The following is a 24,395-nucleotide window of genomic DNA, read 5'->3' as shown; positions in this document are numbered from 1 at the left end:
TTGTCGACCACGATCTGCTCGCCATCGCTCAGACTGCCGAGGGCATCGCCGGTAAATGCAAAGCTTTCAGGGCTACCTTGCGGGTTGGTCTGCTTTTCGACAATGATGGTTCCGGTGCCGGGTTCCGAGCATTCTTGTGGCACGGCAATGGCATTGTTGGCGGTGGTGACGGTCGAACCGTACGCCAGGGCCCGACCGTCAAGCGATGCCGAGTCCCCCAGTGTAATGCTGAGGCCTGCGGCCGTACCCCGAAACACGGTTCCGACAAAGGCGGCATTGGCGCCAATCGTCGTACCGCCGGTGGGCGTCCAGAAGACGGAGTCCGAACAGGCCCCGTCGGCGGTTACGACACTCGAATTGGCTGCCGGATCAAGCGCACCATCGGGCCTGAAGATGTAAACACCTTCGCCGCTCAGGGTGACCGTAGTACCTGTGGTAATGCTCATTGCACCGGTACTCGAGTAACAGCCGGGCGGGAACTCTCCCGGCGGCCCGCCGCCGATGCTGATCTCGTCCAGCGCTACGGCGGCACCGATCGAAGTACATGACTGTGCATCCAGCTCGGCCCGGGCGGCACTCTGATCCGTGCCGACCACAGCCGGGCATGGCGTCTCTTCGGTTCCGACAATGGTCGGATCGACGGCAGGATCGATCGTGTAACAGACGTCACCCGTTATAGCGGTCCCGGCTGTCGTATTGGTAAAGGTTTCAGAGGTGATCGCAAAGGAGCTGGTCGACCCAAGGTCGGGTGCAGTCTGTGCCAACACCGGGACGGTAAGCAATAACAACGCCGCGCCCGCGCTCGCTCTGAGAATGAAGGATATCTGCCGGCAAGAAGCGTCTGGGGCGACTGGCGTGGCAAACCGCGACGTGGAGGCTCGGAAACTGTTCATCATCAAAATTCCCTCATGGCGTTTCTGAATCGGCATACATGTAAATGACAAGACTAGCTTCAGGCCAGCCATATCTCTGTGCGGTACCGCACATTCCCGCCAGCAAGCCCTTGATCGACTCAGTACACACGCGACGGGAGCATCGGAAGCCATCATTGTTCGCTGCCGAACAGACAAGCCATTCCGTGAGGGTCATTTTGTGATTGCTCAGAATGCTTCTCAAGGATCCAGAGATGACGACATACACAATGAATGGTCACAGGCACTCAACGCGGCAGATCCAACCGGAGATTCTCATGGGGATCGTGGGGAATCAGGTCGCGCAGTTCACGCGAGCACGATGGCGAGCAGGAGCACGGCCGGAGCAATTCAGTTGCCTTGAAAGTGCAGATCCCCAGATTCAACTTCAGACTGCCCTGGCGCAGATCGATAACCTTCTTCAAAAGAACACCAAACTGCTGGAGACCGTACTTCTGCTAGGCCAGGCGCTGAATGATGCCCATTCGTTGATCCACACGGACAAATCCATCAGCCAATCGGATCAAGCCAAGTTGCGACTGTCGCATGACCTTCACGGTTGCATGAAGCAACTGCGCGGAGAACCGCACTCAAAAGCGCTGGAGTAAATGGCCGAGCTGGCAGATTGCCGGCGAGAGACTCGGCTTTGACCAAGGAGCAAGACAATGCGCAATATGACCCTTCCCAACCTCACCCGCCGCCTCTACCTGGGCGCGGGCGTGGCAGCACTGATGCTGACGGCCAGCTGTGCCGTCGCCCCACCTGCACCAACCGCAGCCCTGTCGGCAGCACAGCAGGCCATCACCAACGCCGAACGCTCCGACGCCCAGCATTACGCGGGTGTCGAGCTCAACGATGCGCGCCGGCGCCTGCAGTTGGCCGAGAGTGCCGTACGCAGAGAGAACATGATCGAAGCTGAACGACTCGCCGAGGAGGCAAAGATTGCCGCTGAACTTGCGTCCGCGGCGACGGAAACATCCAAGGCGCTGCAATCAAACCAGGAACTGAGCCGAGGCGTTCAGGCCCTGATCGATGAAGTGCGCCGCACGGGAGGCCAGAGATGAAACTCTTCACCACAATATCAATCACGCGCGCAGGTTCTGCGGCAATGCTGTTGAGCTCGCTGCTATTTCTCGCCGCCTGCGCAACGATGCCAACGAGCCCCCCGGGGGCAGCCGAGGCCCGCGGCAAGCTAAGCGCGCTACAGGCCGACCCGAACCTGGCCCCGCGCGCACCACTGGAGTTGCACGAGGCCGAAGCCGCGGTTCGACTTGCCGAGCGTCCGCTGCCATCAGACGAGTCCAGTCTGGGCGATCACCGCGTCTACATGGCCGAACGCATGATTGACATCGCCAGGGCCAAGGCGACTGCGCGTTATGCCGCGGACCAGCGCGAAGCTCTGGTTGAGGAACGCGAACAGGCCAGGCTGATGGCCCGTACCCGCGAGGCCGAACTCGCCCGTGCCGACGCTGATCGCGCTCGCAATGAAGCCTATCTTGCACGCAGTGATGCCAGCAGGGCCCAGGATGCGGCCTCGAAGGCCCGCTACGCGGAAATACAAGCCATGGCCGAAGCCGATGCCGCACGTCGTGCTGCCAGTTCAGCACGAATGTCAGAGGCACGAGCTTCCGCCGGCGCCGATGAAGCGCGCCGCGACGCCGAGTCGGCTCGTTCCCTGGAAGCCCGGGCTGCAGCAGATGCCGATGCAGCGCGAGCCGAAGCCGAATCAGCGCGACGTTCCGAGGCACAGGCGAGGATGGATGCCGACGCCCAGGCGGCTGATCTGCGACGACAGATCAGCGAACTGCAGGCAGAGATAACCGACCGTGGCCTGGTATTGACGCTAGGTGACCTGTTGTTCGCCACCGACCGGGCCGTCCTGGAACCTGGCGCCGATCGGCACCTGTCCCAGCTGGTAGACTTTCTCAAGCGTTATCCTGACCGGCGCGTCGAAATCGAGGGGCATACCGACAATGTCGGTGCCAGTTCCTACAACCTGGGCTTGTCGCAACGCCGGGCCGAGTCCGTCATGAACTATCTGACTGAGCGTGGAATCGATCCAAACCGGCTAACGGCTCTTGGTCTCGGGCAGGAGCGGCCCATCGCCAGCAATCAAACGGCAGCGGGCCGGCAACAGAATCGCCGGGTCGAGATCATCATCGAGAATCCGCAGGACTCGCTGGCAAGTGACTATTAGGTAGGAGTGCCCGCTCAAGCCCTCCTCCAATTGCGAGGAGGGCCGAAGCGGACGGTATCAAGGAAGGTAAGATTGGGTCAGGGTCGATGCTGGGCGGACTCTACCCGACCCGGCGTCCGCTAAGCAGCTGGAAAACAACTACGATGACTGCCAGTACCAGCAGAATGTGAATCAATCCCCCCATCGTGGTTCCGGAGACGAAACCGAGAAGCCAAAGCACGGCAAGGACAACGGCAATCGTAAATAGCATGATCTTCATTCCTTCGGTGCCATCACCGAGTGAGGGGGTGATCCAAAGCATGCGCCTCCGACCCGCGACTATCTGTGCGCTATCGCACACTCGACTTGCTACCAGCACTTATGAAGGAGTGCTGCCGTTGTGATCCGATTATTAATCGGAATAGCGGGACATGCAAAACAGTGCCCTAGCGTGAGCTCAAGATACGACTGAGGAGATAGCCACCGGCGAGCGCGAGCCGACAGAATCGTCTCCAGGAAGTGATCCCCATTCTGAGGGGGAGGCAGTCTTCTCGTCTGTGCGTTGCAACACGCTCGGCTTCAAGTCTTCGATGCTGGTGAAGAGGAGCTCATGTCAGGACGATTGGCGATGCCAGAAATGTGCAATCGTAGGCTTTACACTCACTCCGTGCACCAGAATCGACAGGGCTACCGTTACCAGGACCAGGTGGAGCAATTCCAGCGCCAGTTCTTCCGGGAGACCATGCTGGATGGCATACATCAAGTAGTACATCGAACCGATACCGCGCACGCCGAACCAGCCCGCAAGGTGGCGAACCCGCATGGGTGCCCTGCTTCCCAGAAGTCCCAGGTACACGCTCAGCGGGCGGGCAATGATAAACAGGAACCCGGCAAAGACGACCGCTCGCCAACTCCAGGAATTCCAGAAGAGCGAACCACCAATCAGCAGAACCAGCACGATCTCCGCAATTCTTTCCAAATGCTCATTGAACATCAGGGAACTTTCGCTGACATGCATATGAGTCTCTGTGCGAGACTTTACCTTCGAGCCTGGTGTTGTGACGCCTGCTGGAAACGCTTGAGTACCCCTGGCCAGTCTCAGTTCGGTATGGCGCAAGGCGACCGCCGCACTGAAGACACCGAGGAATCCCCACGCATCCACCAGCAGACAAATACCGTAAGCGAGTGCAATCAGCCCCAGGCCGAGAAAGCTTTCAAGAAATACGGTGTCTTCGAACTTGGTACGCAGCCGGTAAATGAGCCAGCCTGCAGCGCAGCCCATCGCGATGCCGATACCGATGCCAGCGCCGCTGGCCCAGAGCACGTCCATGAGCAACCACCGGCCGCCAGAATCGCCGAGGTCGTGCAGCCCAAGCAAGCCGAGACCCAGCATGACAAACGGAAAGGCGCTGCCGTCGTTGATTCCGGCCTCACAGGTCAGGGAAAAGCGAAGATGGTCGGGATCATCGGCATGACGTACCTGGACCTCCGTTGCCAGAACAGGGTCGGTCGGCGCAACCACTGCCCCCAGCAGCACGGCAGCCCCAAGCGGCAAACTGAGCCAGTAGTACCCAAACACTGTCACCAGGCCCACGGTGATCGCCATCGAGATGACCGCGAGTTGCAAGGGGGTGCGCCAACGTCTGAAGGTTACCGGGGAAGGCATCTTTACACCGGCGCAATACAACGAAACAAGCACCGCGATTTCTGTCAAGATCTCGAGTAAGGCTGATTCTTTCAGCGGATTGAAATGGAACAGGCCGAAACCCATCGGCCCGACAATGCATCCGACAAGCAGATAGAGAATGGCGGAAGTCGTCGGTACGCTTCTGAGATTTGAGTATGTAAACCCCACTAGCAGCAGCAACAACCCAATCATTATGAACCAGGTGGCAGTCGTCATTGGTTACTCTTCCGATAAGATCAAAGCACCGGCGCTAACAGATTCGCTCCCCGGGAAGCAAGGCGAAACCAAAGAGACATATCTGCAACTGCATCGTCTTCCATTTCGCGTGAATTGGCGAAATCGACCTCGAACATCTTCCCGACCTCGATGGCGAATTCCGGGTCGGCAACCAGCGCGGTCAACTCAAAGTTCAGGCGGAACGATCGGTTGTCCATGTTCGCCGTGCTGATAGCAGCCCCTCGGTCGTCGATCAGGAATACTTTAGCGTGCATCAGCCCCGGCTGGTAGCGGAAAATCCGGACACCGGCGGCAGTCAGGGCATCCATGTACCTGTGCGCGGCCAGGCCAACCAGGCGACTGTCCGTGTGTTCGGGCAGCAACAGACGCACGTCCACCCCGCCCAGCGCGGCCAACTTCAAGGCTCCGACAACGCCTTCGTCGGGGACAAAATAGGGGCTGGATATCCAGATCCGCTGCTCGGCCATGTGGATGAATTGCTGCACCATCAGGCTGGCGGTTTCAAACTCGTCGGCGGGTCCAGAGGGAATGACCAGTATTGGCACCCCGGCATCGCCTGCCGGGTGCGGTTGCCAGGAGACAACAGGCAAATCCTCTGTGACCCAGCGCCAGTCTTCGAGAAATGACAGTTGCAGGTTCAACACCGCCGGCCCTTCTATTCGCACCTGTGCGTCCCGCCAGCCCGCAGATTCGTATTCGTCCCCAATATTCATGCCTCCCACCCAACCGACCTTTCCGTCAGCGACGACGAGCTTTCGGTGGTTACGAAAATTCAGCTGCAAGCGGTCGAGCCAGCTATCGTGTTGAAGAAACGAACGAATTTCGACGCCAGCATCGATGAGCTCATCTATGTACGACCGACTCAGATCGAGGCTTCCTATGCTGTCGAACAATACGTAGATCCGCACGCCCTCTTGCGCTTTCCGGATCAGCTTCTGTTGCAGCTCCCGACCTCTTTGGTCGTCACTCAAGATATAGAACTGCACCAGCAGGTAGTCCTCGGCGGCATCGATGCCGTCGAAGATGCTTTCGAAGATTGCTTTTCCGTCGATCAGCAACTCGGCCCGGTTTCTGTCGACGAACGGTATGTGCGCCAGTTGTTCGACCGCACGTAGCCCGGGCTCATGCTCACTCCATTCGGCCCGAAATGGTTCCAGTTCTGACAGGTGGGATTCCAGCGACTGGTTCAGAGAAGACACGCGCCGACGTCTTATCTGAACATAGTCATCAATTCCGTTCCGCCCGAACAGCCAGTAAGCAGGTACTGCCACGTAAGGAATCGCGTTGAGTGAGACAACCCAGGCGACGGTCCCCGGCGCCGTGCGCACACCCATCAGTGCGTGCAATGACGTAGCAAAGCCGATCAGGTGTGCGAACAGCACGATCGCGGAAACCGTAACCAGTCGTCTAAATTTGCCACGCCAGTTCATGAAGCACCATTGCATGAACGACTCCCAAGCCTCTGTACGCTATCGAACGTATGGTGTGGAATGGGTCTTCGCTGCAGCCAATTTTTCTGCGCGCTGAACCCGAAACCCCATTATTCGGGACCGTGGAGCGGCGGCTGTTCAGAGCAACGGCAGGAGTACATGACCAATCGGTTCCCAAGCTTCACACGGATGGTCATGCAGAGTGCGGAGGACGGGGAAATCATGGCTTTAAGGAAATCAACGATTCACTCGGCCATGAAGCGGGAGATCGCTTACTGATCGACGTGGCGGAGCGCCTGACTGATTGTGTTCGGGAGGACAATACGGTCGCCCGCCTGGGCGGCGATGAGTTTACCGTGATCCTGACCAGCACCAGGACCGAAAAAGATGTGGAGCTCGTGGGCCAGAAGATCATCGATGCTGTCGTGCTGCCCTTCCAATTCTCAGACCAGCCCATCCATGTTTCCATCAGTATCGGGATCGCCCTCTATCCCCGGGATGGTTTCTCACGTCTAGCGCCACCTGCCGGCAAAGTAACCTTCAGTAGTAACCCCGGTACCACTTGACGAAGTTCGCTACCCCCTCCTCTACATCGACCCTGGGCTTGTAGTCGATCGCCTTTGCCAGGCTCGTGACATCCGACTCGGTGCCGGGGACGTCGCCGGGCTGCATGGGCAGCATGGTCATTTCGGCCTTTCTCCCAAGACATTCCTCCAATACTTCAATATAGCGCAACAGCTCAACGCTGGTTTCGTTACCAACATTGTAGATTCGATACCGGGCGACTCCACTTGTTGCGGCGTTTGGCGCCTGGCTACTCCAGTCGGGATCGATCCGCGGGGGCCTTTCCAGGACGCGAATCACGCCTTCGACAATATCGTCGATATAGGTAAAACTACGACGGTGTTTGCCGTGATTGAATACCCGAATCGGCTCACCAGCCAGAATTGCTTTGGTAAACAGAAATAGCGCCATATCCGGTCGACCCCAGGGACCGTAGACGGTAAAGAATCGAAGCCCGGTGCTGGGAATATCGTAGAGATGGGAATAGGAATGCGCCATCAGCTCATTGGCCTTTTTTGTGGCGGCATAGAGCGTCAACGGATGTTCGGTACTGTCACCTTCGTTGAATGGCATGTTGGTGTTGGCGCCGTAAACCGAACTGGTCGAGGCGAATACAAGGTGTTCAACCGGGTAGTGCCGGCACCCTTCCAGAATATGTAACGTGCCGGTTACGTTGGAGCTGATATAGACGTGTGGATTCTCAGCGGCGTAGCGCACCCCCGCTTGTGCGGCCAGGTGAATAACACGTGCGGGGCGATGGGTGGCGAAGCAATCTTCGACTGACTCGCGATCAGCCAGGCTGGCAGTAATATGGGTATAGGCGGGATGGTTTTCAAAGCGGGACAGCCGCGCCTTCTTGAGGCTGACATCGTAGTAGTCGTTGAGATCGTCAAATCCAACAACCCTGTGGCCATCTTTGAGCAGTCTTAGTGCGACATGGGAGCCGATAAAGCCGGCAGTTCCGGTAACGAGTATAGGCTGCATTCGACTGTTTTACCTGGGTAACTTTCCAGAGGGATGGTTGGCATTCTACACCGATGATCAATGGAAATGACCTCATCGTTCCGGTTGGTCCGGATAGGTGGGCACCCGGACCTTCCATGCTCGGCGCGTTATCTGATTACCTTGCGTAGAATGAATCGATCCTCGCTCGCCAGGCGGCGTCAGCCATATTCGGCCAATCATCCTTGCCGAAGCCCGGCGCTTTTCTCAAGTACTCAGTATCCATGTCGAGCCTGAACCCCCGGCTCTCCCCGTCCCGCTTTAATGCTTTCCAGGGAACAGCGAAGAGGCGACTACTCATGGCCAGAAAGTCAGCCGACTCCAGGATGGCATATCGTATCTTCCCTTCAGTGATATCAAACATAAGGTCCTGAATCTTGCCAAGACTTTCACCCTGCAGGTTGCGGACTTGTTCACCCGTTATGGTGGCGGCACTTGTCAAGGTGGCCCCGGCCTGCATGGCGTCAGCGGTGTCGTAGCCGTTATTCGATTGTGTCGTTGCGTAGTTCATCTCGATTCCTTCCTGATCTTCCCCTTGGCCTCGTTCACGCGACCTTCGACCTCATTGTTGTTCATGAGTTGATCTTCAGATGATCTCTCGGACTGGGTTTTTTTCATCTTCCAGGCACGCGCTTATACACGGGCTGAAACCATTACAATGGTTGACTTTCGAGGATTTGTCTGTGCGTTCTCTAACATAATCGCGGGTCACTTCTATCCGGCAAGATTGCGAAATAGGGCACCCCTGTCAAATGCCTACGTGCATAATTGATCTGATGCACCCTTCATGGCCAGCGAAGGAAAGATGAGCGACAATCACGGGTTCTGGACCGGACTTCGGCAGCGGTTGCACCAGGCACTGAGCGCGCCGAAGGTCGATGCCGGACAACTTGCAAAGGCGCTGAATAAGGCTGCCGAACGCGAGCCGGCCCCGGTCGTCTGGTTGCTGGGGCTAGCTCAATCGGGAAAGACGTCCATTGTTCGCGCCCTGACGGGCAGTTCGCGCGCGGCAATCGGCAACGGTTTCCGACCCTGTACCCGCACGGCCAGCATCTACGACTTTCCTCAGGAAGTACCCGTGGTGCGCTTTCTCGATACCCGCGGCCTGGGTGAAGTGGGTTACGACCCGACCGAGGATATCGCCCTGTGCGAGGATCAAGCCCATTTGCTGATCGTCGTGGTCCGGGCTGCCGAACCCCGACCCCAATCGGTCCTGGATGTCTTGAGAAAGGTCCGCAAGCGCCACCCGGACTGGCCTGTCGTCATTGCCCAGACCTGCCTGCACCATGGATATGATGATGACCAGGCAGTGCATGTCCTGCCCTATCCGTATTGCGAAGACAATTGGCAGGCCATCGTACCGGAGGGCCTGAGCCGTCTGCTGATTTCCCAGCGCGAGTTCTTTGCCGGCCTGCCGGGCAAGGGCCCTTTGTTGTGGGTCCCGATTGATTTCACCCTGCCGGAAGACGGCTTCGAGCCAACCGATTACGGGCTCGACGCTTTGTGGAACGCGATCGAGGAAGCCGCGTCACTCGGCCTGGAAGCACGCTTGCGCGCCGATTCCGAGATCAGTGATCTCTACAGCCGTGCCGCCCATCCCCACATTGTCGGATTCAGCCTGGCTGCCGGCACCGTCGGCGCCCTGCCAGTCGTTGACCTGGCCCTGGTGCCGACATTGCAGGCCGGGCTGCTGCACCGCCTGGCCGGTCTTTACAAGCAGCGCTGGACGGCACGCAGCAGCGCCGAATTCCTGGGCCTGCTGGGGTCCGGATTTGCAGCCGCCTACGGCGCACGTCTAGCCGGACGAAGCCTGGTCAAGCTGATCCCGGTCTGGGGCCAAACCGCCGGGGCGGTCTTGGGTGCCACTGCCAGCGGCGCCATCACATTCGCCCTGGGCAAGGCCGCCTGCGCTTATCTTGGTCGCAAGCTGGAAGGCCACGCCATCGACGCTACGGCAATACGGCAAGCCTATCGGGACGGTCTGAACCAGGGCCGGAAACTGCTTCGTCAGCAGCAAGCCCGGAAGGGGCAGCCATGAAGGACCTGGTCAAGGAGTTCGGCTGGCTGCGGGTGATTGCCCTGGGCATCACGGTACTGCCGCTGATCGTGCTTCCCGTCTTTGCCACTTTGTGGATGTGGGAAGCGGGACTGTTACTCTGGTGGCTGCTGGCGGCCGCGCTCGCTTCAGGTGTCGGCCTGGCGATCAGCCGGATCGCCGTGGTGCGCGAGCAGCACGCGCTGCCGCAATCCACGACCCGGGCCGGTGCGCACTGGACCGCTGAAGCCGATGCCTGCTGGGTCAGAATCGAGCAGCTGGCTTCGGAAGCCACCGTGGACGAATGGCCGCTCAACGAAGGCGCCACCCTGATACGCCTGGCGCGGCATGTATTGCTCACGGTGGCCGGTCATTTTCATCCACACAGATCCCAGCCGCTGCTGGAAATGACCCTGCCGCATACCCTGACCATCATCGAGCGGGCTGCCCGGGAACTGCGCGACGAGGTCGTCAGCAACATCCCGTTCAGCCACCGCCTGACCCTGGGAACCATGGCTCGGGCGAATAGCCTGCGTGCACTGCTCAAGCGGCACGAAGGCTGGTACCGCGCTGCGCGGGCCATATTCGCGCCGCAATCGGCCGCGGTGGCCGAGCTGCGCCGCGCGGTCGGCAGCCAATTGCTCGACCACGGCTCGGAACGGGTTCAGACCTGGCTGCTGCGTGAGTACATTCGCAAGCTCGGCTACCACGCCATCGACCTTTACGGTGGCCTGGCACGACTGGAAGATCAAATGCGACTGGACGCACCGGATAAGCGCCTGGCTGCAGGCGCGGTGAACGAGGACGATGCGCATGAACCGTTACGCGTACTGCTGCTGGGTCGTACCAATGCCGGCAAGTCCAGCCTGATCAACGCACTGTTCGGTGAAGTGACAGCTGCTGTCGACCTGCTGCCCGATACCACCACCGAGATTGTCGGCTATCGGCTCGAACGCGACGACGAGATCCAGGGATTGATCTTCGACACGCCGGGATTCGACGGCGCGCTGTTCGGCAGCCGGGTGCTGGAAAAGACGGCCATCGACGCCGACCTGATTCTCTGGGTAAGCGCTGCCCATCGTCCGGATCGCGACGAGGAGCGCCAGCGCCTGGACCAATTGCGCGCCATGCTGGCAGACCCCAAGCGTCGATCGCCGCCGCTGCTGGTGGTGATGACCCATATCGACCGACTGCGCCCGGTGCGCGAATGGAATCCGCCTTATTTACTCGATCCACCGGCCGACACCAAGGCCAACCAGATTGCCGCGGCGCTGACTGCCGTGGCCCGGGATCTTGATGTCGATGTTGACCGGGTCATTCCCGTGTGCCTGGCTGAAGGCAAGACCTACAACGTCGACGACGCCCTCAATGCCGCTATGCTCAGGCAACAGGACGCGGCCAACCAGGTTCGGCTGCTGCGCTGTCTGCGTGCCCGCAAGCACGAGGAGAACTGGGATCTGCTATGGCGCCAGTTGGGTAATGCCGGGCGTGTCCTGCTCAGGAATCCCTGATACGAATGCGCACGCCCCAGGCTGTCGAACTGAACGGCCTGGACTTTCGCGACTGATTACGTTGATGGTTGCTTTCAGTCGCGGATCGGCGCTCGCGGCGGCACAATCAGGGTCTCCAACGAGGCCTGTGGTCCGAACTGTGCGTGGGATGAACCACGACGGCAATATGGAGAATGCGAACAGACCGCGGCGCCGAAGGCGCGCGCTACCCCATCGGCCCAGTGGTCGTCGGCCCAATTCGGGTCGCCGTAGTAGTGACCAATCGCATGCGCCATCTCGTGCGCCATGACATAGTAAAAGCGCCCGTGTAGCCAGGGCTCAGGCCACTGACCCGAGTAGATGCGGTCATGATTGATACTGATGTAGGGTCCTTCCCCTTCGGGGCAGGAACGATAGGGGCAGGTAATGCCCCAGTGGCGTGATTGCATGTTGCGCAATCCTTTGCCATCGCAAAGCTTGCGCCATTGACCGCCCTGCCACCAGGGCGCCAGCCAGGCCTGGGCATGGTCCGGGCCGAAGTGATCCTGGGTGAACTCCCAGACTGCGTTGACCGCCGCCCAGCAGCGCTGATAGGGCAGATCGCCGGGAAAGCGCTCGGCCGCAAGGGTCAGATTCTGTTCCAGATAGGGGCGGGCCGGGTAGTCAAATCCGGCATGGGCTGCCGAAGCTGTCCAGGCCAGGACTGCCAGCAGAACACCAACTCTCGACCAAACGCTCCTGATACCGTTTCCCCCGAGATTTCCCGAGCCAGACATCTGGCAGCATCGTCCGCCGCGGCGAGTGCCGGCGTCAAGGATTTTCCGGGTTGGATTGACGGAACTGGAATGCGGGTCACGAAACCCGGTGAATTTATGGCGGTCATTCGCTCTTGTCGCGCAGGGACTGTTCGATTTCCTTTGTTTCGGTAATGTCGACCAGGGTAATCACGACCCCGTCGATCACGTCATCCAGGCGGCGATAGGGCATGACGCGAACGGCAAACCAGCGCCCATCCGATGATTTTATCTGCTTGTCTTTCGGCTTCAGACTACGCAGGGTTTCGGCGGAATCGCGCTGCAGGTCCGGGTACTCGAGACTGGTCGTCAAGTCGCTCAAGGGGCGGCCGACATCACTTTCGCGCAGATTGATGATGTCCGCGGCACGTTCGGTGTAGCGGCGCACGTTCAGGTCCCGGTCCAGGAACAGAATCGCGATTTCAATGCTGTTGAGGACATTCTGCATGTCACTCTGGGCCAGCATGAGATCATCCAGCCTGGTCTGCATTTCACTGTTGATGGTTTGCAGCTCCTCGTTCATGGACTGCAATTCTTCTTTCGAGGTGGTCAGCTCTTCATTGGTCGATTGCAGCTCTTCATTGGTCGACTGCAGTTCCTCTTGCGCTGCTTCGGCTTCTTCACGGTGGCGCTGGGACTCCTCGCGCAGAGCCTGGATCTCGTCCTGATGGCGTTGGGCATCGGCCCGCGTGGCTTTCGATCCCTTGCCTTTTCCGGCTTCCGTCGACCTGGGCCTATCCGGTGCATCGCGAAACACGACGATCGTCAGTCCGCGCAGGCTAGCCGGCTCCTGCAAGGCCTGAACGGTCAGGTCTACCCGTTGCGAACCACGGTTGGTGCCGACTTCAATGTCATGCAGATTGACCGAGGTCGTTTCAGCGGCGGCCTTCTTGATGGCCTGCGCCAGGGGCGCTCTCAATTCCTCGCGGGCCATGGCGTAAATGTTCCAGTTGGCCTTGCCCGCCGCCGGTTCCAGGTACTTCCCGGTACGGCCACTGATATAGACGATATCAGCATCTTGGTTCAAGACCACCGCAGCCGGTGCATAAACCTGCAGCAAAACGCGGTCGGCTGCGGCTTGCAGGCTTTGGCTGGATTGATCGGCCGGGGACGGTTCGGGCTTTTTCACGTCGCGCTCCTTGGCTTTTTTTGAAAGCGGAGGATAGGAATTGAGCAGGAAATCAGGCCCCCTGCCCACGGCGCGATCCTGGCGCTGGAAAAGCCGCAGCCTGGACTCCAGGGGGAGAAACAGGTGGCCCAGCCGGCCAACGGATTCGGAACTCCCAAGCAACAGCAGGCCACTGGGGCGCAGACTGTAATGGAACAAGGGTAGCAAGCTTCGTTGCAGCTGTGGATCGAAATAGATCAGCAGGTTGCGGCAGGAAATCAAATCGATCTTGGTAAAGGGTGGGTCCAGGATCACATCATGTCGCGCAAACAGGATCCGATCACGGATCGACTGGTTGACTCGGTAGTGATTGTCTTGCTTGCTGAAGAACCGGGCCAGGCGTCGTTCACCAACGCTTGACTCGATGCTGAGCGGATACTCTCCGCGGCGCGCATGTGCAATCGCATCCTGACTGAGGTCGGTGGCAAAGATCTGCAATCTGAAATCGCCTGACTGGCGATCCATGGCTTCGACCAGGGTCATGGCCAGAGAGTAGGCCTCTTCGCCGGTCGAGCAACCGACACACCACACGCGCAGTTCAGGCTCCGTCTCCTCCCTGCTCAGGAGTTCCGGTATCGCAGTCTCGGTCAGGTGTGCCCAGACTTCGGGATCCCGGAAGAAATCGGTCACACCAATCAGTACTTCATTGAACAGCAGATCCACTTCTTGCGGGTTGTCGTCGAGCAGGCGGGCGTACTCGGCTAGTTCGCTCAAACCGTGAATGGCCAGCCGGCGCTGCATGCGGCGGTTCAGGGTGCTGGCGCGGTATTGCGAAAAATCGTGTCTTGTTCGCTCCTGTAGCAGCCCGATGATGGACTGCATGGCATCCTGCCCTGATTTTGATCCGGTCTCATCCGGGGCGATTTCGGCCGGACCCCTGACCTGTCGGAGGTAGCCCATTATTCGGTCCGGCAGGGCCTCGGGCGTGTCCACGATGTCATCGCATCCGGCGGCGATTGCACTCTTGGGCATCGAATCGAACTGGGCCGATTCCGGTTCCTGCACGGCCGTCAGGCCGCCGACCGCCCTGACCGCCTGCATGCCGAGGGTACCGTCCGAACCCATACCGGACAGAACAACGGCAATGGCATCTCTCCCGCGGGCACTTGCCAGTGACGAAAACAACACATTGATCGGTAGTCGCAAGCCCCTCGGTTCAGTTGGTCTGGCCAGTTTCAGACGATCCTTGACCACGCGGATCTCGGTGTTTGGCGGGATGACATAAACGCAGTTGGGCTTGATCAATTCATCCTGGCGCGCCTCATGCACCCCCAGCGAGGTGACGCGCTGCAGCAACTCCGATAGTTGGGTTTCCTCAGACGGTGACAGATGCTGGACGACCACAAACGCCAGGCCACTATCGGCCGGCACATTCCTCATGAAGTCTTCCAGGGCCGCCAACCCGCCGGCTGAGGCGCCGATGCCGACGATGCCGGTGGCGGGCTGGTCAGCCACTACAGGAGCACCAATCCATGGGATCAGCCTGGCTGGGTGGGGGCTTCCGGAAACACCAGCGCCAGAATGGCATCCTCGCCCGGGGCCATGCCGGTTGACAGGCCAAGCCGGCGGGAGTCCAGCGCCTCTACCTGGACAACCTTGGTCTCATCCCCAGTTTCTGCGTTTTCCAGTGCGGCGAGAGCCGCACACCTGCTTTCCGGACTCAGCAGACTGGTCAGCATATGGTCCTTGAGCTGACCCACCTCCAGTCCGAACACCTTGCTTGCAGCCCGGTTGGCCCGAAGAATTCGGCTATCCCGCCCGAGCACCAGGTAGCCAGCCGGCGCATGATCAAACAGCACCTGGAAATGCGCGAGCTGCAGGGCCAGTTCGTGTTCGTTCTCTGCCAGTTGGGCATGCTGCAGGTCCAGCTCCACCTGATGGGTCTGTAATTCATGCAGCAGCTTGAGGGCATCGGCGGAACTTTCGGGGTTGCTGGCCAGGCGGTAGAGTAATGACAGCGTTTCGGCCTCGAGCGCCCATCCTGCGGTCGCTGGCGCCGTGCCGCTTCGCAGTCGCCCTTCGGCATCGGCGCGTAAATGCTCAGGCCCGTTCCGCTTGCTGGTTGTCATGCTTAAACCCCTAGGGTAGAGATTATTATTTCATTCTACCCCATGGGCCGTCAGGCTTATTGTCAGGCGGGATCAGCGTGCTTGAACAACCCGTTTGACCGGGGTCCCGGCCGGAATGGTTACATTGGGGCCGGAAAGCTGATTGATCAGCACAAGGCGCTCCATGTCAATCACCGACGGATACTGGGCGTCGAATTCGTCCAGCGTCATGGCCCGGGGTGTGCGAACGATGGAAATGCGCTCGGGTTGTTTTGCCAGCGCCCGGCGGTCGGTCAGCCTGGCGAAGCTGCCGATGGTCTGCTGGAAGGCCGATTCATAGCGGCTGAACTTGTCCGCGGGGGTATAGGCCAGCAAGCGGTAGACTCGATTCTCGTGGGCAATGAAAGCGGCCCGGCCGCCAAGTTCACCATTTGCGGTTTGGGCCTGGAAACGGCCGCTTACGGCGCTGAGCCCATTGATCGACCGTGAATCCACGTTGCTCGACGCCAGGCCTTCCTGGGCGAAGAATTCCTCGGCCGCTTCGGACGGGGAGCCCGCGGCCAACGTCAACTGCACTACCGCATCCTGGTCGGGACTGCCCGCCAATACCACCTGCGCCAGATTCTGGGTTTGCCAGCCCTGGGGAAACGTGATCCGGAATTCCAATTCCGGATGCATGAATCGGTTTTCCTCGAAGTATCCCTGGCGTGGGTTTACTCCGAAAACCATGCCGTCGATTCGACCCACGTATTCGTCCTCGCCGACACGCGTGCCACCCAGCGGCTGGTCCAGATTGTCCAGCCGCTTTTCGATGCGCTGGATTCTTTCAGCCGGGGCGGGATGGCTGGCCAGCCAATTGGGCATGGGGCTGGCGCCGGCGAGTTGACTGGCATCCTGCAGTGATGCGAATACATTGGGCATCTCGCGCACGTCGTAACCGTTGTCGAGCGCGTACCCAAAGCCGAGATCGTCGGCCTGGCGTTCGGCATCGCGCCCGTAACTCAGGAACAGCAGCTGCAGCCCGCTGGCAGCGGCTTCGCTGAACTCGGCAATCTCCGGACTGAGGATGCTGCCCACGCCCAGCCCGATCTGGGCCACCTGGGAACGGGTGATCATGGCAACCGAGTGGCGTGCGGTCACATGCCCGATCTCATGACCCAGCACGCTGGCCAGCTCGGCCTCGTTGCCCATCAGGCCCATCAGGCCGCGGGTAACGAAGATGTAGCCGCCGGGAAAAGCGAATGCATTGGGCGTCGGATCATCGATAACGCCGAACGACCATGGCAGCTCCGGACGCTCCGAGTCCACAGCCATCGTCATTCCGAGTGCCTGCACGTAGTTCTGCAAAGCCGCATCGTCGACCAGGCCGATGGATTGCCGAACGCTCTCGGCGCCCTGTGCGCCCATGGCGATTTCCTGGTCTTCACTGACCAGGACGAATTCACGATCGCCGCTGACCGGATTGACAGCGCAGCCCTGCAACAGCATGAATGCAGCCGCCAGGGCAACAAGCACCGGGGGAGTCTGGCTGAATGGAGTTTTCATGATGCAGTGACCTCAGGCGGTGATGGGAGTTTGACGCCCCAAGCCTGAGCCAATCCCGATCTGACTTCGGTACGCTAGCGCACAGAAGCGCCCCAATCCTGTTGCAGACTACTGAGGCGACGGGCCTGAACCTTCAGGCGCTGGTCCAGTTCGCGGAAGCGGGCCCTGAAGGCGTGCTTCTGCCATTGCTCCCTCAGAGCCGCGGTGCCGGCCTGGACGCGCTCGGCCTGAACAGCCTGCCATTGGCTGACGGTGTCCATGAACTGCTGGTACTCACGCTCGATGGTCCCAGCCCAGGATTCCGCGGCATCGCTCGAGGCCAGTTGACTCTCGAGTTCGCGGAACTGCTTCTGCACGCGGGCCCGCCGGATCTTGAAGGTTGGAGTGCGCTTGAGCCTGTCGGCCAATCCAACAGAGGAACAAGCCGCGATCAGCCACTTGCCGGGGTCGAAATGCCACCAGCGAGTGCCATTGCGGTAGTCGGCCTGGAAGGTATGGTGAAAGTTATGATAGCCCTCACCCCAGGTCAATAGCGCCAGCCAGCCGTTGTCACGCGAACTGTTTTCGTTGCTGTAGTGGCGCTTGCCCCAACTGTGGGCCAGCGAATTGATGAAGAAGGTGCAATGCTGGCTGAACACCAGTCGAACGGCACCGGCCAGCAGCACCATACCGACCAGGTCCCCGACCAGCAGGCCCAACATGACCGGGACGCCCAGGTTGAGCAGCCAGGTCAGCGTCCAATAATGGCGATGCTGCCACTTGACAAGCGGGTCACGCTCGAGATCCCAGACCTGCTCGAAATCGACTTCGCTCGAGGGCCAGTGACGCAACATCCAGCCGATGTGGGCGTGCCAGAAGCTGGTTCGAATCGAGTGTGGGTCTCGCTCGACATCATCGACAAAGCGGTGGTGGACCCGATGACGCGCACACCAGACCAGCACGGAATTCTGCAGGGAAAAGGTACCGAAAATGAGGAAGAACAGCTTGAGCGGCCACGCCGCCTCGTAACTGCGGTGAGACCAAAGACGATGGTAGCCGGCGGTGATGGACAGCCCGCTGAACAGCCAGATCAGGCCGGCAGCCAGCCATGACCAGGCACTGAAGCCGACCAGTATGCCCCACAGCGGCGCCACCACCAGGGCCAGCACATGGACGGCGGCAAAGTAGATCACGTTGGGAGTGGCCAGTTGTGGTTTGTGCGCATTCATAAACTCAATCTCCTGACATTGGTCAGGTCTTCGGGGTTGATGGATGGTCAATCATCCTTGTATTGAATCATCGCCCCGCCAGGTTGCGAGCGTCAGTATGCTGGGTCACGTTGACGGAATCTTCCGGATGAGATTCGGCATTGGGCCGCTCCATGCCGGCTTCATAGAAGCAGTAGCCGTGGCCACCGTCGAACTTGGCGTGATACATCGCCGCATCGGCCCTGTGCACCAATGCTTCCAGATCGGCGCCATTTTCAGGATACAGACTGATCCCGATACTCAACTCCAGACCAATCAGGTGACCCTGAACCTGAATCGGCTTGGCTGCAGCTGCCCGAATATTCACAGCGACTGTGGCGGCATCTTCCAGCCGGTTGATTTCGCTGAGCATCACGACGAACTCGTCGCCGCCGTAGCGACAAACCAGATCCGTGTTTCGCACGCAGGAGATGAGTATTCGGGACAGGTTTCGCAATAACCTGTCGCCTGCCTTGTGTCCCAGGCTGTCGTTTATCTGTTTGAAATTGTCGAGGTCGATGAACAGCAGGCCTACTTGGTTCTCGTGGCGCCGAGCGAGATTGATGGCCTGTTTGAAGTGCTCGGCAAATGAAACCCGGTTGCACAAGCCGGTCAAGGCATCATGGCGTGCCAGGTGGGCCATCTTTGCGGTGCTCTCCCGAGACATCTTGCGGTCACGGAAGATCACGACCGCGCCGGTAAGTCGGCCCTCTGCGTCAAGTATGGGTGCGGCAGAGTCCTCAATGGCCAGCTCGCTGCCATCAGGCCGCAGAAGCAGGCAGTTTTCCGGAATCTCCACGATATCCAGGCTTTCCATGGCCCGTTCGGCCGGATTGCGTGCGGGTTCGCCAGTGTCCGCATCGACCACCTTGAAAACCTGGCTGAATGCCTCGCCGAATGCCCCTTCCCGAGCCCAGCCTGTGAGATCCTCTGCTACCGCGTTGAGGTAAGTTACCCGCCCCTTGGCATCGGTGCTGATGACCGCATCGCCGATGCTCTCCAGTGTGACCCGCGCTCGTTCTCGCTCCTGTGAAAGTGCTTCCTGAGCAGCCTTGACAGCCTGCTCCGAAGCTTTGATCGTGCTGATGTCTTCAATGGTATGGATAAAGCCCCGAGCCGCCTGCTTCGGTGCCAGGCTGGCAATACTGTGCCGTGCCCAGATGTGTTCTCCAGAACGGGTAATCATGCGCACTTCGAGGGTCAGTGGACCCTGCCCGCCACCGCTGTCCTGCCAGCGCTCTAGCGTAATCTCTCGATCCCGCTCATCGATGACCTGGCACCAATGGGTGCCAAGCAGTTCTGAAGCTGAAGCCCCAAACAGATTCTGGAAGGCGGGATTGCTGTGTGTGATCTCACCGTCGATATTGGTGACCAGGATGCCAAGTGGCAGAGCATCGAGCAATGCACTTTCCGGTTCGGTATATACAGCGCCTGAATCGGCACCATTGGAGCTACTACTGGACTGCGTATCGTCGGACTCCTGGCAGACGCTACCGCCCTCATTCTCCCACTGGCCCAGAGTCTGGAAACGGCGTCGGCGATGACGATATTCGTGACGACTGGACTTGTGATCAGACATGAATCTCTCTCGCAAAACTGTTGCCGACTGTCATATCATCGTATTGACAGACTGGCCTGCCTTCGGTGCGTTTGCGCACACTCCGTCCGCTTTTAATTATGTGGGAAAGGCGGGTCCCGTTAATGTGCGGTACCGCACAGAAGACGCTTCCGGGCATGGGCAGACCTTTTGTCTCAACACCCCCGAAGCGATCTCGGAAAGACCTGAGCCCCTCCGATCAAGAGAATCTGGCGGTAGTAGGCCACGCAACAAGCATGGGCGCACAAGCGCCCATGTTTCATTTCGTCACTACGATCCTAATCAGTCAATGACAAAACTGACCCGCATGATCACGCGGTAATTGGTGATCTTGCCACTGTCGATGGTCAGCTTCTGTTCGGATATCCAGGCGCCTCTTACATTCTTGACGGTACGCTCGGCGCGCTTGATGCCGGCTTCGATAGCATCCTGAAAGCTGGTAGAAGAATCGCTCGAAATTTCAATAATCTTTGCAATGGTCATGGGATTTTCCTTAAAAAAAGGCCGGGCGATCGACGTGCAATCGCCCGGCAAGGCCTGGAGCGTCTAGAAGAGCCTGTTGTTCAGGCATTCGGCTTCTTGAATCGCCGACGCATGGTCAGAGTCGCACCACCGAGCAGCGAAAGCAGTCCACCCAGCGCGATGATCGGCAAGGGACCTGCAGTTGCCGGCAGCCTGGCCGGTCGCTGGGTCCTTTCAGGCTCAGCCTGCGCCATACGCGGCGATTCGGTAGCTTCAGGGTCTTCAGTCGGGACGATATCAACCAGCTGGTCGTCCGTTGCACCCGGCTCAGTCGTAAAGCCGTACACGCCTTCCGGTACGTAGAAGTTCAACATCTGGCCGCGGCGCAGGTCAGAAAAACGCGTGGGCTCGCCGTCGAGCAGAACACGCTGGTTGGGGCCAGGCTTCAGGCTCACGCTGCCCAATGACCGACCGCGATCGTTCTTGAAGTTCGAGACGATTGTTCCATCGCGGTTCAAGCGCTGGAATTCAGCCTCGAAGCGGGCCCACTTCTCACCATCGACAACGACGGCTTCGTGGCAGGCATTGGAGACCCAAGGGTAGTCCCGCAGAATGTCGCGATGCCAGTCGACTTCCTCGCAACTCACGCGGTCCGTTTGCGGTTTCGGCATATCCGATGCAAGCTTCTGTTCCTGGGCCATTATGCTTCCGGTCCATGTCAGACCCAGCAGCAATGCTGCCGATGTCATGACGAATGCGTTCAAGCGGGTATTCATGGTGTTTCTCCTGAGTTTCGAGCGGTGGGAGCAGCATCCGTAGAGAATGCCTTCCCGGGTTTTTCAACGGCGGTGGCCTGCACGATGTAACGTTGCGGGGCGTTGCCGATGAAATAAAAGGGGTAACAGGTGACCAGCGTTACAGTGGGCACCGTAGTGTCGTCCAGAACAGTCACATCTTCCGGATCGACGATGGCGATTCTGGAGACTCGATATTCGCCATGGCCGGAGAGACTTTCCAGCTCGATGGTGTCGCCAACCTGGATGTCCTTGAGGGGACGAAAGTATTGATCACGATGGGCGGCAATCGCCATATTGCCGCCAGTGTTGGGTGCGGCCGTACCTCCGATCCAGCCTGCGCCACGGCTCAGGTTCAGCTCACTCAGATCCGCGTAGACCGGCACCTCCAGCCCCACTTTGGCAATGCGCAATACCGCAACCGGCAAGGAGGCGATATCAACGGCCGGGGCCGTTTCGGGTACGGCTTCCTGGCGAACTGAAGACACCGCGGTCTGGCCCGGCAAGGGGAGATCTTCCAGGCGGTGGCCGACCGTTGTTTCCGCTGCTTCCGCTCGCGCCTGGGTAAACAATTCAATTCCCTGCTGGCGTTGAGTCTCCAGGCCGGAAGTGGTCAGAAAGTAGATCACGATCAACGCAATGCCCACGACCCAACACGCAAGCTCCACGATCATCCGCCCCGAGCCTTTGGCCATCGGTGTGGTGCCGCTCGGTAGACGGGATTTTCGGGAGATGGACGGGTCGCACCAATTCATTGCGGGGCATTCCTTTGCAATTTGCAGCAGACGCCCATCTTGAAGCCGCAATCAGTGGCAGTCTGTTCGCCAGCGCACCAATAATTGCTGCAGTCGGAGGACCCCTGCGAGCGTCGCAGGCGTCAGGTGCTGGCAGGGAAAGCCGGGACTGACCCGGTTCAGGCGAACAGTTCGCCGCTGCTCTTCGTGCGCTGCTCGTACTGCTGGGCATCGACCACGGCGATGGCGGTCATGTTGACCACGCGGCGGACGGTGGCCGATGGGGTCAGCACGTGAGCAGGGCGGCCGATGCCCATCAGCATCGGGCCGATGGTCACGCCCTTGCCGATCACGCGCGCCATGGAGAAGGCGATATGAGCGGCGTCCTGGTTGGGCATGATCAGCAGGTTGGCCTCGCGCCGCAATCTGGAATTGGGGAAAATGCGTTCCCGGATGGCAGGCATCAGGGCCGCGTCGGCACGCATCTCGCCCTCGACCTCGAGCTCGGGGGCTTGCTCGCGCAGCATGTTGAAGACCTGACGCATCTTCGAGGCCGAAGGATTGACGTGGCTGCCGAAGTTGGAATGCGAACACAGCGCGATGCGCGGTGTAATGCCGAACATCTGCAGCCGTTCGGCTGCCATCAGCGTCAGCTCGACCAATTGCTCGGCGCTGGGGTCGGGATTGACGTGGGTATCGCAGACAAACCACACGCCGTTCTCATTGGTCATGGCCGACAGTGCCCCGAGGGTCTTGTGATCCTCGCGCGTGCCGAAGACCTCGGTGATGTACTGCAACTTCTTCTGGTAGCGGCCGACCACGCCGCAGATCATCGCGTCGGCCTCATTGCGGTGCACCATGACCGCGGCAATCACGGCTGTACGCGTACGCACGATGGCCTTGGCCGAATCCGGCGTGACCCCGCGTCGCTGGGCGATCTCGTGAAAGGTCTGCCAGTATTCCTTGAAGCGCGGATCGGATTCCGGGTTGACCAGTTCGAAATCTTCGCCGGGTTTGAGACGCAGTCCGGCACGCTCGATGCGCATGTCGACCACCTTGGGGCGGCCGATCAGAATCGGCCTGGCCAGGCCGTCATCCACAACGCTCTGCACCGCCCGCAGTACCGTTTCCTCCTCGCCCTCGGCGAAGACCACGCGCTTGGGATCCTTGCGCGCGGCGTCGAATACCGGCTTCATCAGCAAGCCGGTGCGGAAAACGTGCTGGTAGAGTCTTTCGGTGTAGGCGTCGAGGTCCTCGATCGGCCGCGCGGCCACACCGGAATCCATCGCAGCCTTCGCCACCGCCGGGGCCAGCTGCACCAGCAGTCTCGGGTCGAAGGGCTGCGGGATCAGGTATTCCGGTCCGAACTTGGGGGCCTGGCCGCCATAGGCCTGGGCGGCCACGTCGGAGGCCTCCATCTGCGCCAGCTCGGCGATGGCATTGACACACGCCATCTTCATCTCATCGTTGATGGCGGTGGCCCCGACGTCCAGCGCCCCGCGGAAGATGTAGGGGAAACACAGGACGTTGTTGACCTGGTTGGGGAAGTCCGAACGTCCGGTCGCGATCAGGGCGTCGGGACGTGCCTTGCGCGCCAGGTCGGGCATGATCTCCGGCACGGGATTGGCCAGGGCCAGGATGATGGGCCTGTCGGCCATCCGCTTGACCATGTCGGGCGTGAGCACGCCCGGCGCCGACACGCCCAGGAAGACGTCGGCGCCCTCGATCACTTCGCCCAGAGTGCGGGCATCGGTTTCGGCCGCGTAGGTGGCCTTGCGGTCATCCATGTAGGAATCGCGGCCGACATAGATCACGCCTTCGCGGTCGCAGACAACGATGTTCTCGCGCTTGACGCCCATGGTCACCAACAGGTCCAGGCAGGCCATGCCGGCGGCACCCGCGCCGGAGGCGACCAGGCGGATGTCTTCCATCTTCTTCTCGACCAGCTGCAGGCCGTTGACCAGGGCGGCCGCGGCAATAATGGCCGTGCCGTGCTGATCGTCGTGGAAGACCGGGATGTTCATCCGTTCCTTGAGCGCTTCCTCGACCTTGAAGCACTCCGGCGCCTTGATGTCCTCGAGATTGATGCCGCCGAAGGTCGGTTCCAGGCTGGCGATGATCTCGATCAGCTTGTCGGGATCGTGCTCGTCGATCTCGATGTCGAAGACATTGATGTCGGCGAACTTCTTGAACAGCACGCCCTTGCCTTCCATCACCGGCTTGGAGGCCGCCGCCCCGATGTCGCCCAGGCCGAGCACGGCCGTGCCGTTGGAAATGACCGCCACCAGGTTGCCGCGTGCGGTGTAGTCCAGCGCCTTGAGCGGATCCTTGGCAATTTCCTCGCTGGCAGCCGCCACGCCCGGCGAGTAGGCCAGGGCCAGATCCTTGGCCGTGGTCAGCGCCTTGGTCGGCACCACCTTGATCTTGCCGGGCGGATACTGCCGATGGTATTCGAGGGCTTCTTCGCGGAACTTGTCTTTGTCGGTCATTGGAGA

The 24,395-nt window shown here is 59.8% G+C and carries 22 protein-coding genes; 6 read left to right on the top strand and 16 right to left on the bottom strand.

What is annotated here, in order from left to right:
• The coding region (locus tag G4Y73_RS12815; RefSeq protein WP_205596640.1) for an ice-binding family protein at positions 1-929 on the bottom strand (929 nt) is incomplete at its 3' end.
• Positions 930-1,105: 176 nt separating this feature from the next.
• On the opposite strand from G4Y73_RS12815, the gene G4Y73_RS12810 reads away from it, so the two are divergent.
• The 3 genes from G4Y73_RS12810 to G4Y73_RS12800 all read left to right on the top strand — a co-directional run bounded on the left by G4Y73_RS12810 (position 1,106) and on the right by G4Y73_RS12800 (position 3,108).
• Entirely contained in the window at positions 1,106-1,519 is a 414-nt protein-coding gene (locus G4Y73_RS12810) for a hypothetical protein (RefSeq protein WP_164232165.1), read from the top strand.
• Between the two features lie 57 nt (positions 1,520-1,576).
• On the top strand, positions 1,577-1,975 hold the full coding sequence (locus tag G4Y73_RS12805; protein ID WP_164232163.1) for a DUF4398 domain-containing protein: 399 nt from the start codon (positions 1,577-1,579) through the stop codon (positions 1,973-1,975).
• A gap of 86 nt (positions 1,976-2,061) precedes the next feature.
• Complete coding sequence (locus tag G4Y73_RS12800; RefSeq protein ID WP_164232161.1) at positions 2,062-3,108, top strand: OmpA family protein; 1,047 nt, start codon at positions 2,062-2,064, stop codon at positions 3,106-3,108.
• Positions 3,109-3,208: 100 nt separating this feature from the next.
• Here the strand turns inward: G4Y73_RS12800 and G4Y73_RS12795 are convergent, their stop codons facing one another.
• The 3 genes from G4Y73_RS12795 to cls form a co-directional block, all read right to left on the bottom strand.
• Positions 3,209-3,409, bottom strand: a complete 201-nt coding sequence (locus tag G4Y73_RS12795; protein ID WP_240451343.1) for a lmo0937 family membrane protein — start codon at positions 3,407-3,409, stop codon at positions 3,209-3,211.
• 291 nt (positions 3,410-3,700) lie between these two features.
• Positions 3,701-4,990 (bottom strand): cation:proton antiporter, encoded by a 1,290-nt coding sequence (locus G4Y73_RS12790; protein ID WP_164232159.1) that lies wholly within the window; start codon positions 4,988-4,990, stop codon positions 3,701-3,703.
• Between the two features lie 20 nt (positions 4,991-5,010).
• Positions 5,011-6,456, bottom strand: a complete 1,446-nt coding sequence (gene cls / locus G4Y73_RS12785; RefSeq protein WP_164232157.1) for a cardiolipin synthase — start codon at positions 6,454-6,456, stop codon at positions 5,011-5,013.
• Between the two features lie 107 nt (positions 6,457-6,563).
• Between cls and G4Y73_RS12780 the strand changes: the two genes are divergently transcribed.
• Positions 6,564-7,007 (top strand): GGDEF domain-containing protein, encoded by a 444-nt coding sequence (locus tag G4Y73_RS12780; protein WP_205596639.1) that lies wholly within the window; start codon positions 6,564-6,566, stop codon positions 7,005-7,007.
• Here the strand turns inward: G4Y73_RS12780 and G4Y73_RS12775 are convergent.
• Together G4Y73_RS12775 and G4Y73_RS12770 are read right to left on the bottom strand one after the other, a co-directional pair.
• Entirely contained in the window at positions 6,982-7,989 is a 1,008-nt protein-coding gene (locus G4Y73_RS12775) for an NAD-dependent epimerase (protein WP_164232153.1), read from the bottom strand. The two genes, G4Y73_RS12780 and G4Y73_RS12775, sit on opposite strands and share 26 nt — an antisense overlap.
• Before the next feature lie 136 nt (positions 7,990-8,125).
• Positions 8,126-8,518 (bottom strand): PRC-barrel domain-containing protein, encoded by a 393-nt coding sequence (locus tag G4Y73_RS12770; RefSeq protein WP_205596638.1) that lies wholly within the window; start codon positions 8,516-8,518, stop codon positions 8,126-8,128.
• A 294-nt stretch (positions 8,519-8,812) separates the two neighbouring features.
• Here G4Y73_RS12770 and G4Y73_RS12765 point away from each other — a divergent pair, with 294 nt between their 5' ends.
• Both G4Y73_RS12765 and G4Y73_RS12760 read left to right on the top strand, forming a co-directional pair.
• Entirely contained in the window at positions 8,813-10,045 is a 1,233-nt protein-coding gene (locus G4Y73_RS12765; RefSeq protein WP_164232151.1) for a GTPase, read from the top strand.
• Positions 10,042-11,553, top strand: a complete 1,512-nt coding sequence (locus G4Y73_RS12760) for a GTPase domain-containing protein (RefSeq protein WP_164232149.1) — start codon at positions 10,042-10,044, stop codon at positions 11,551-11,553. The genes G4Y73_RS12765 and G4Y73_RS12760 overlap by 4 nt, the downstream gene beginning before the upstream one ends.
• 74 nt (positions 11,554-11,627) lie before the next feature.
• Here the strand turns inward: G4Y73_RS12760 and G4Y73_RS12755 are convergent, their stop codons facing one another.
• From G4Y73_RS12755 to G4Y73_RS12710, 10 genes are all read right to left on the bottom strand, one after another.
• On the bottom strand, positions 11,628-12,308 hold the full coding sequence (locus G4Y73_RS12755) for a hypothetical protein (protein WP_164232147.1): 681 nt from the start codon (positions 12,306-12,308) through the stop codon (positions 11,628-11,630).
• A 103-nt stretch (positions 12,309-12,411) separates the two neighbouring features.
• Positions 12,412-14,949 (bottom strand): chemotaxis protein CheB, encoded by a 2,538-nt coding sequence (locus G4Y73_RS12750; protein ID WP_346426857.1) that lies wholly within the window; start codon positions 14,947-14,949, stop codon positions 12,412-12,414.
• Between the two features lie 23 nt (positions 14,950-14,972).
• On the bottom strand, positions 14,973-15,563 hold the full coding sequence (locus tag G4Y73_RS12745; RefSeq protein ID WP_164232145.1) for a PAS domain-containing protein: 591 nt from the start codon (positions 15,561-15,563) through the stop codon (positions 14,973-14,975).
• Positions 15,564-15,635: 72 nt separating this feature from the next.
• The gene (locus G4Y73_RS12740; protein WP_164232143.1) at positions 15,636-17,087 is read right to left on the bottom strand and encodes a M48 family metalloprotease; all 1,452 of its coding nucleotides are present in this window, start codon (positions 17,085-17,087) and stop codon (positions 15,636-15,638) included.
• A 74-nt stretch (positions 17,088-17,161) separates the two neighbouring features.
• Entirely contained in the window at positions 17,162-18,295 is a 1,134-nt protein-coding gene (locus tag G4Y73_RS12735) for a fatty acid desaturase (protein WP_164232141.1), read from the bottom strand.
• Positions 18,296-18,362: 67 nt separating this feature from the next.
• Positions 18,363-19,892, bottom strand: coding sequence for a diguanylate cyclase (locus tag G4Y73_RS12730; protein WP_164232138.1), 1,530 nt, complete (start codon positions 19,890-19,892; stop codon positions 18,363-18,365).
• Between the two features lie 300 nt (positions 19,893-20,192).
• Complete coding sequence (locus G4Y73_RS12725; RefSeq protein WP_164232136.1) at positions 20,193-20,393, bottom strand: dodecin family protein; 201 nt, start codon at positions 20,391-20,393, stop codon at positions 20,193-20,195.
• 80 nt (positions 20,394-20,473) lie between these two features.
• A complete protein-coding gene (locus G4Y73_RS12720; protein WP_164232134.1) occupies positions 20,474-21,148 on the bottom strand; it encodes a hypothetical protein in 675 nt (224 codons plus the stop codon).
• The gene (locus G4Y73_RS12715) at positions 21,145-21,921 is read right to left on the bottom strand and encodes a class D sortase (protein WP_164232132.1); all 777 of its coding nucleotides are present in this window, start codon (positions 21,919-21,921) and stop codon (positions 21,145-21,147) included. Before G4Y73_RS12715 ends, G4Y73_RS12720 begins: the two co-directional genes overlap by 4 nt.
• Positions 21,922-22,079: 158 nt before the next feature.
• Positions 22,080-24,389, bottom strand: a complete 2,310-nt coding sequence (locus tag G4Y73_RS12710) for an NADP-dependent malic enzyme (RefSeq protein WP_164232130.1) — start codon at positions 24,387-24,389, stop codon at positions 22,080-22,082.
• Between the last annotated feature and the right edge of the window lie 6 nt (positions 24,390-24,395).

The sequence above is a fragment of the Wenzhouxiangella sp. XN201 genome (genome assembly GCF_011008905.1).
Classification (GTDB): domain Bacteria; phylum Pseudomonadota; class Gammaproteobacteria; order Xanthomonadales; family Wenzhouxiangellaceae; genus Wenzhouxiangella.
Note: the sequence above shows the minus strand (reverse complement) of the source record. Positions and strands in the feature narration are given on the sequence as shown.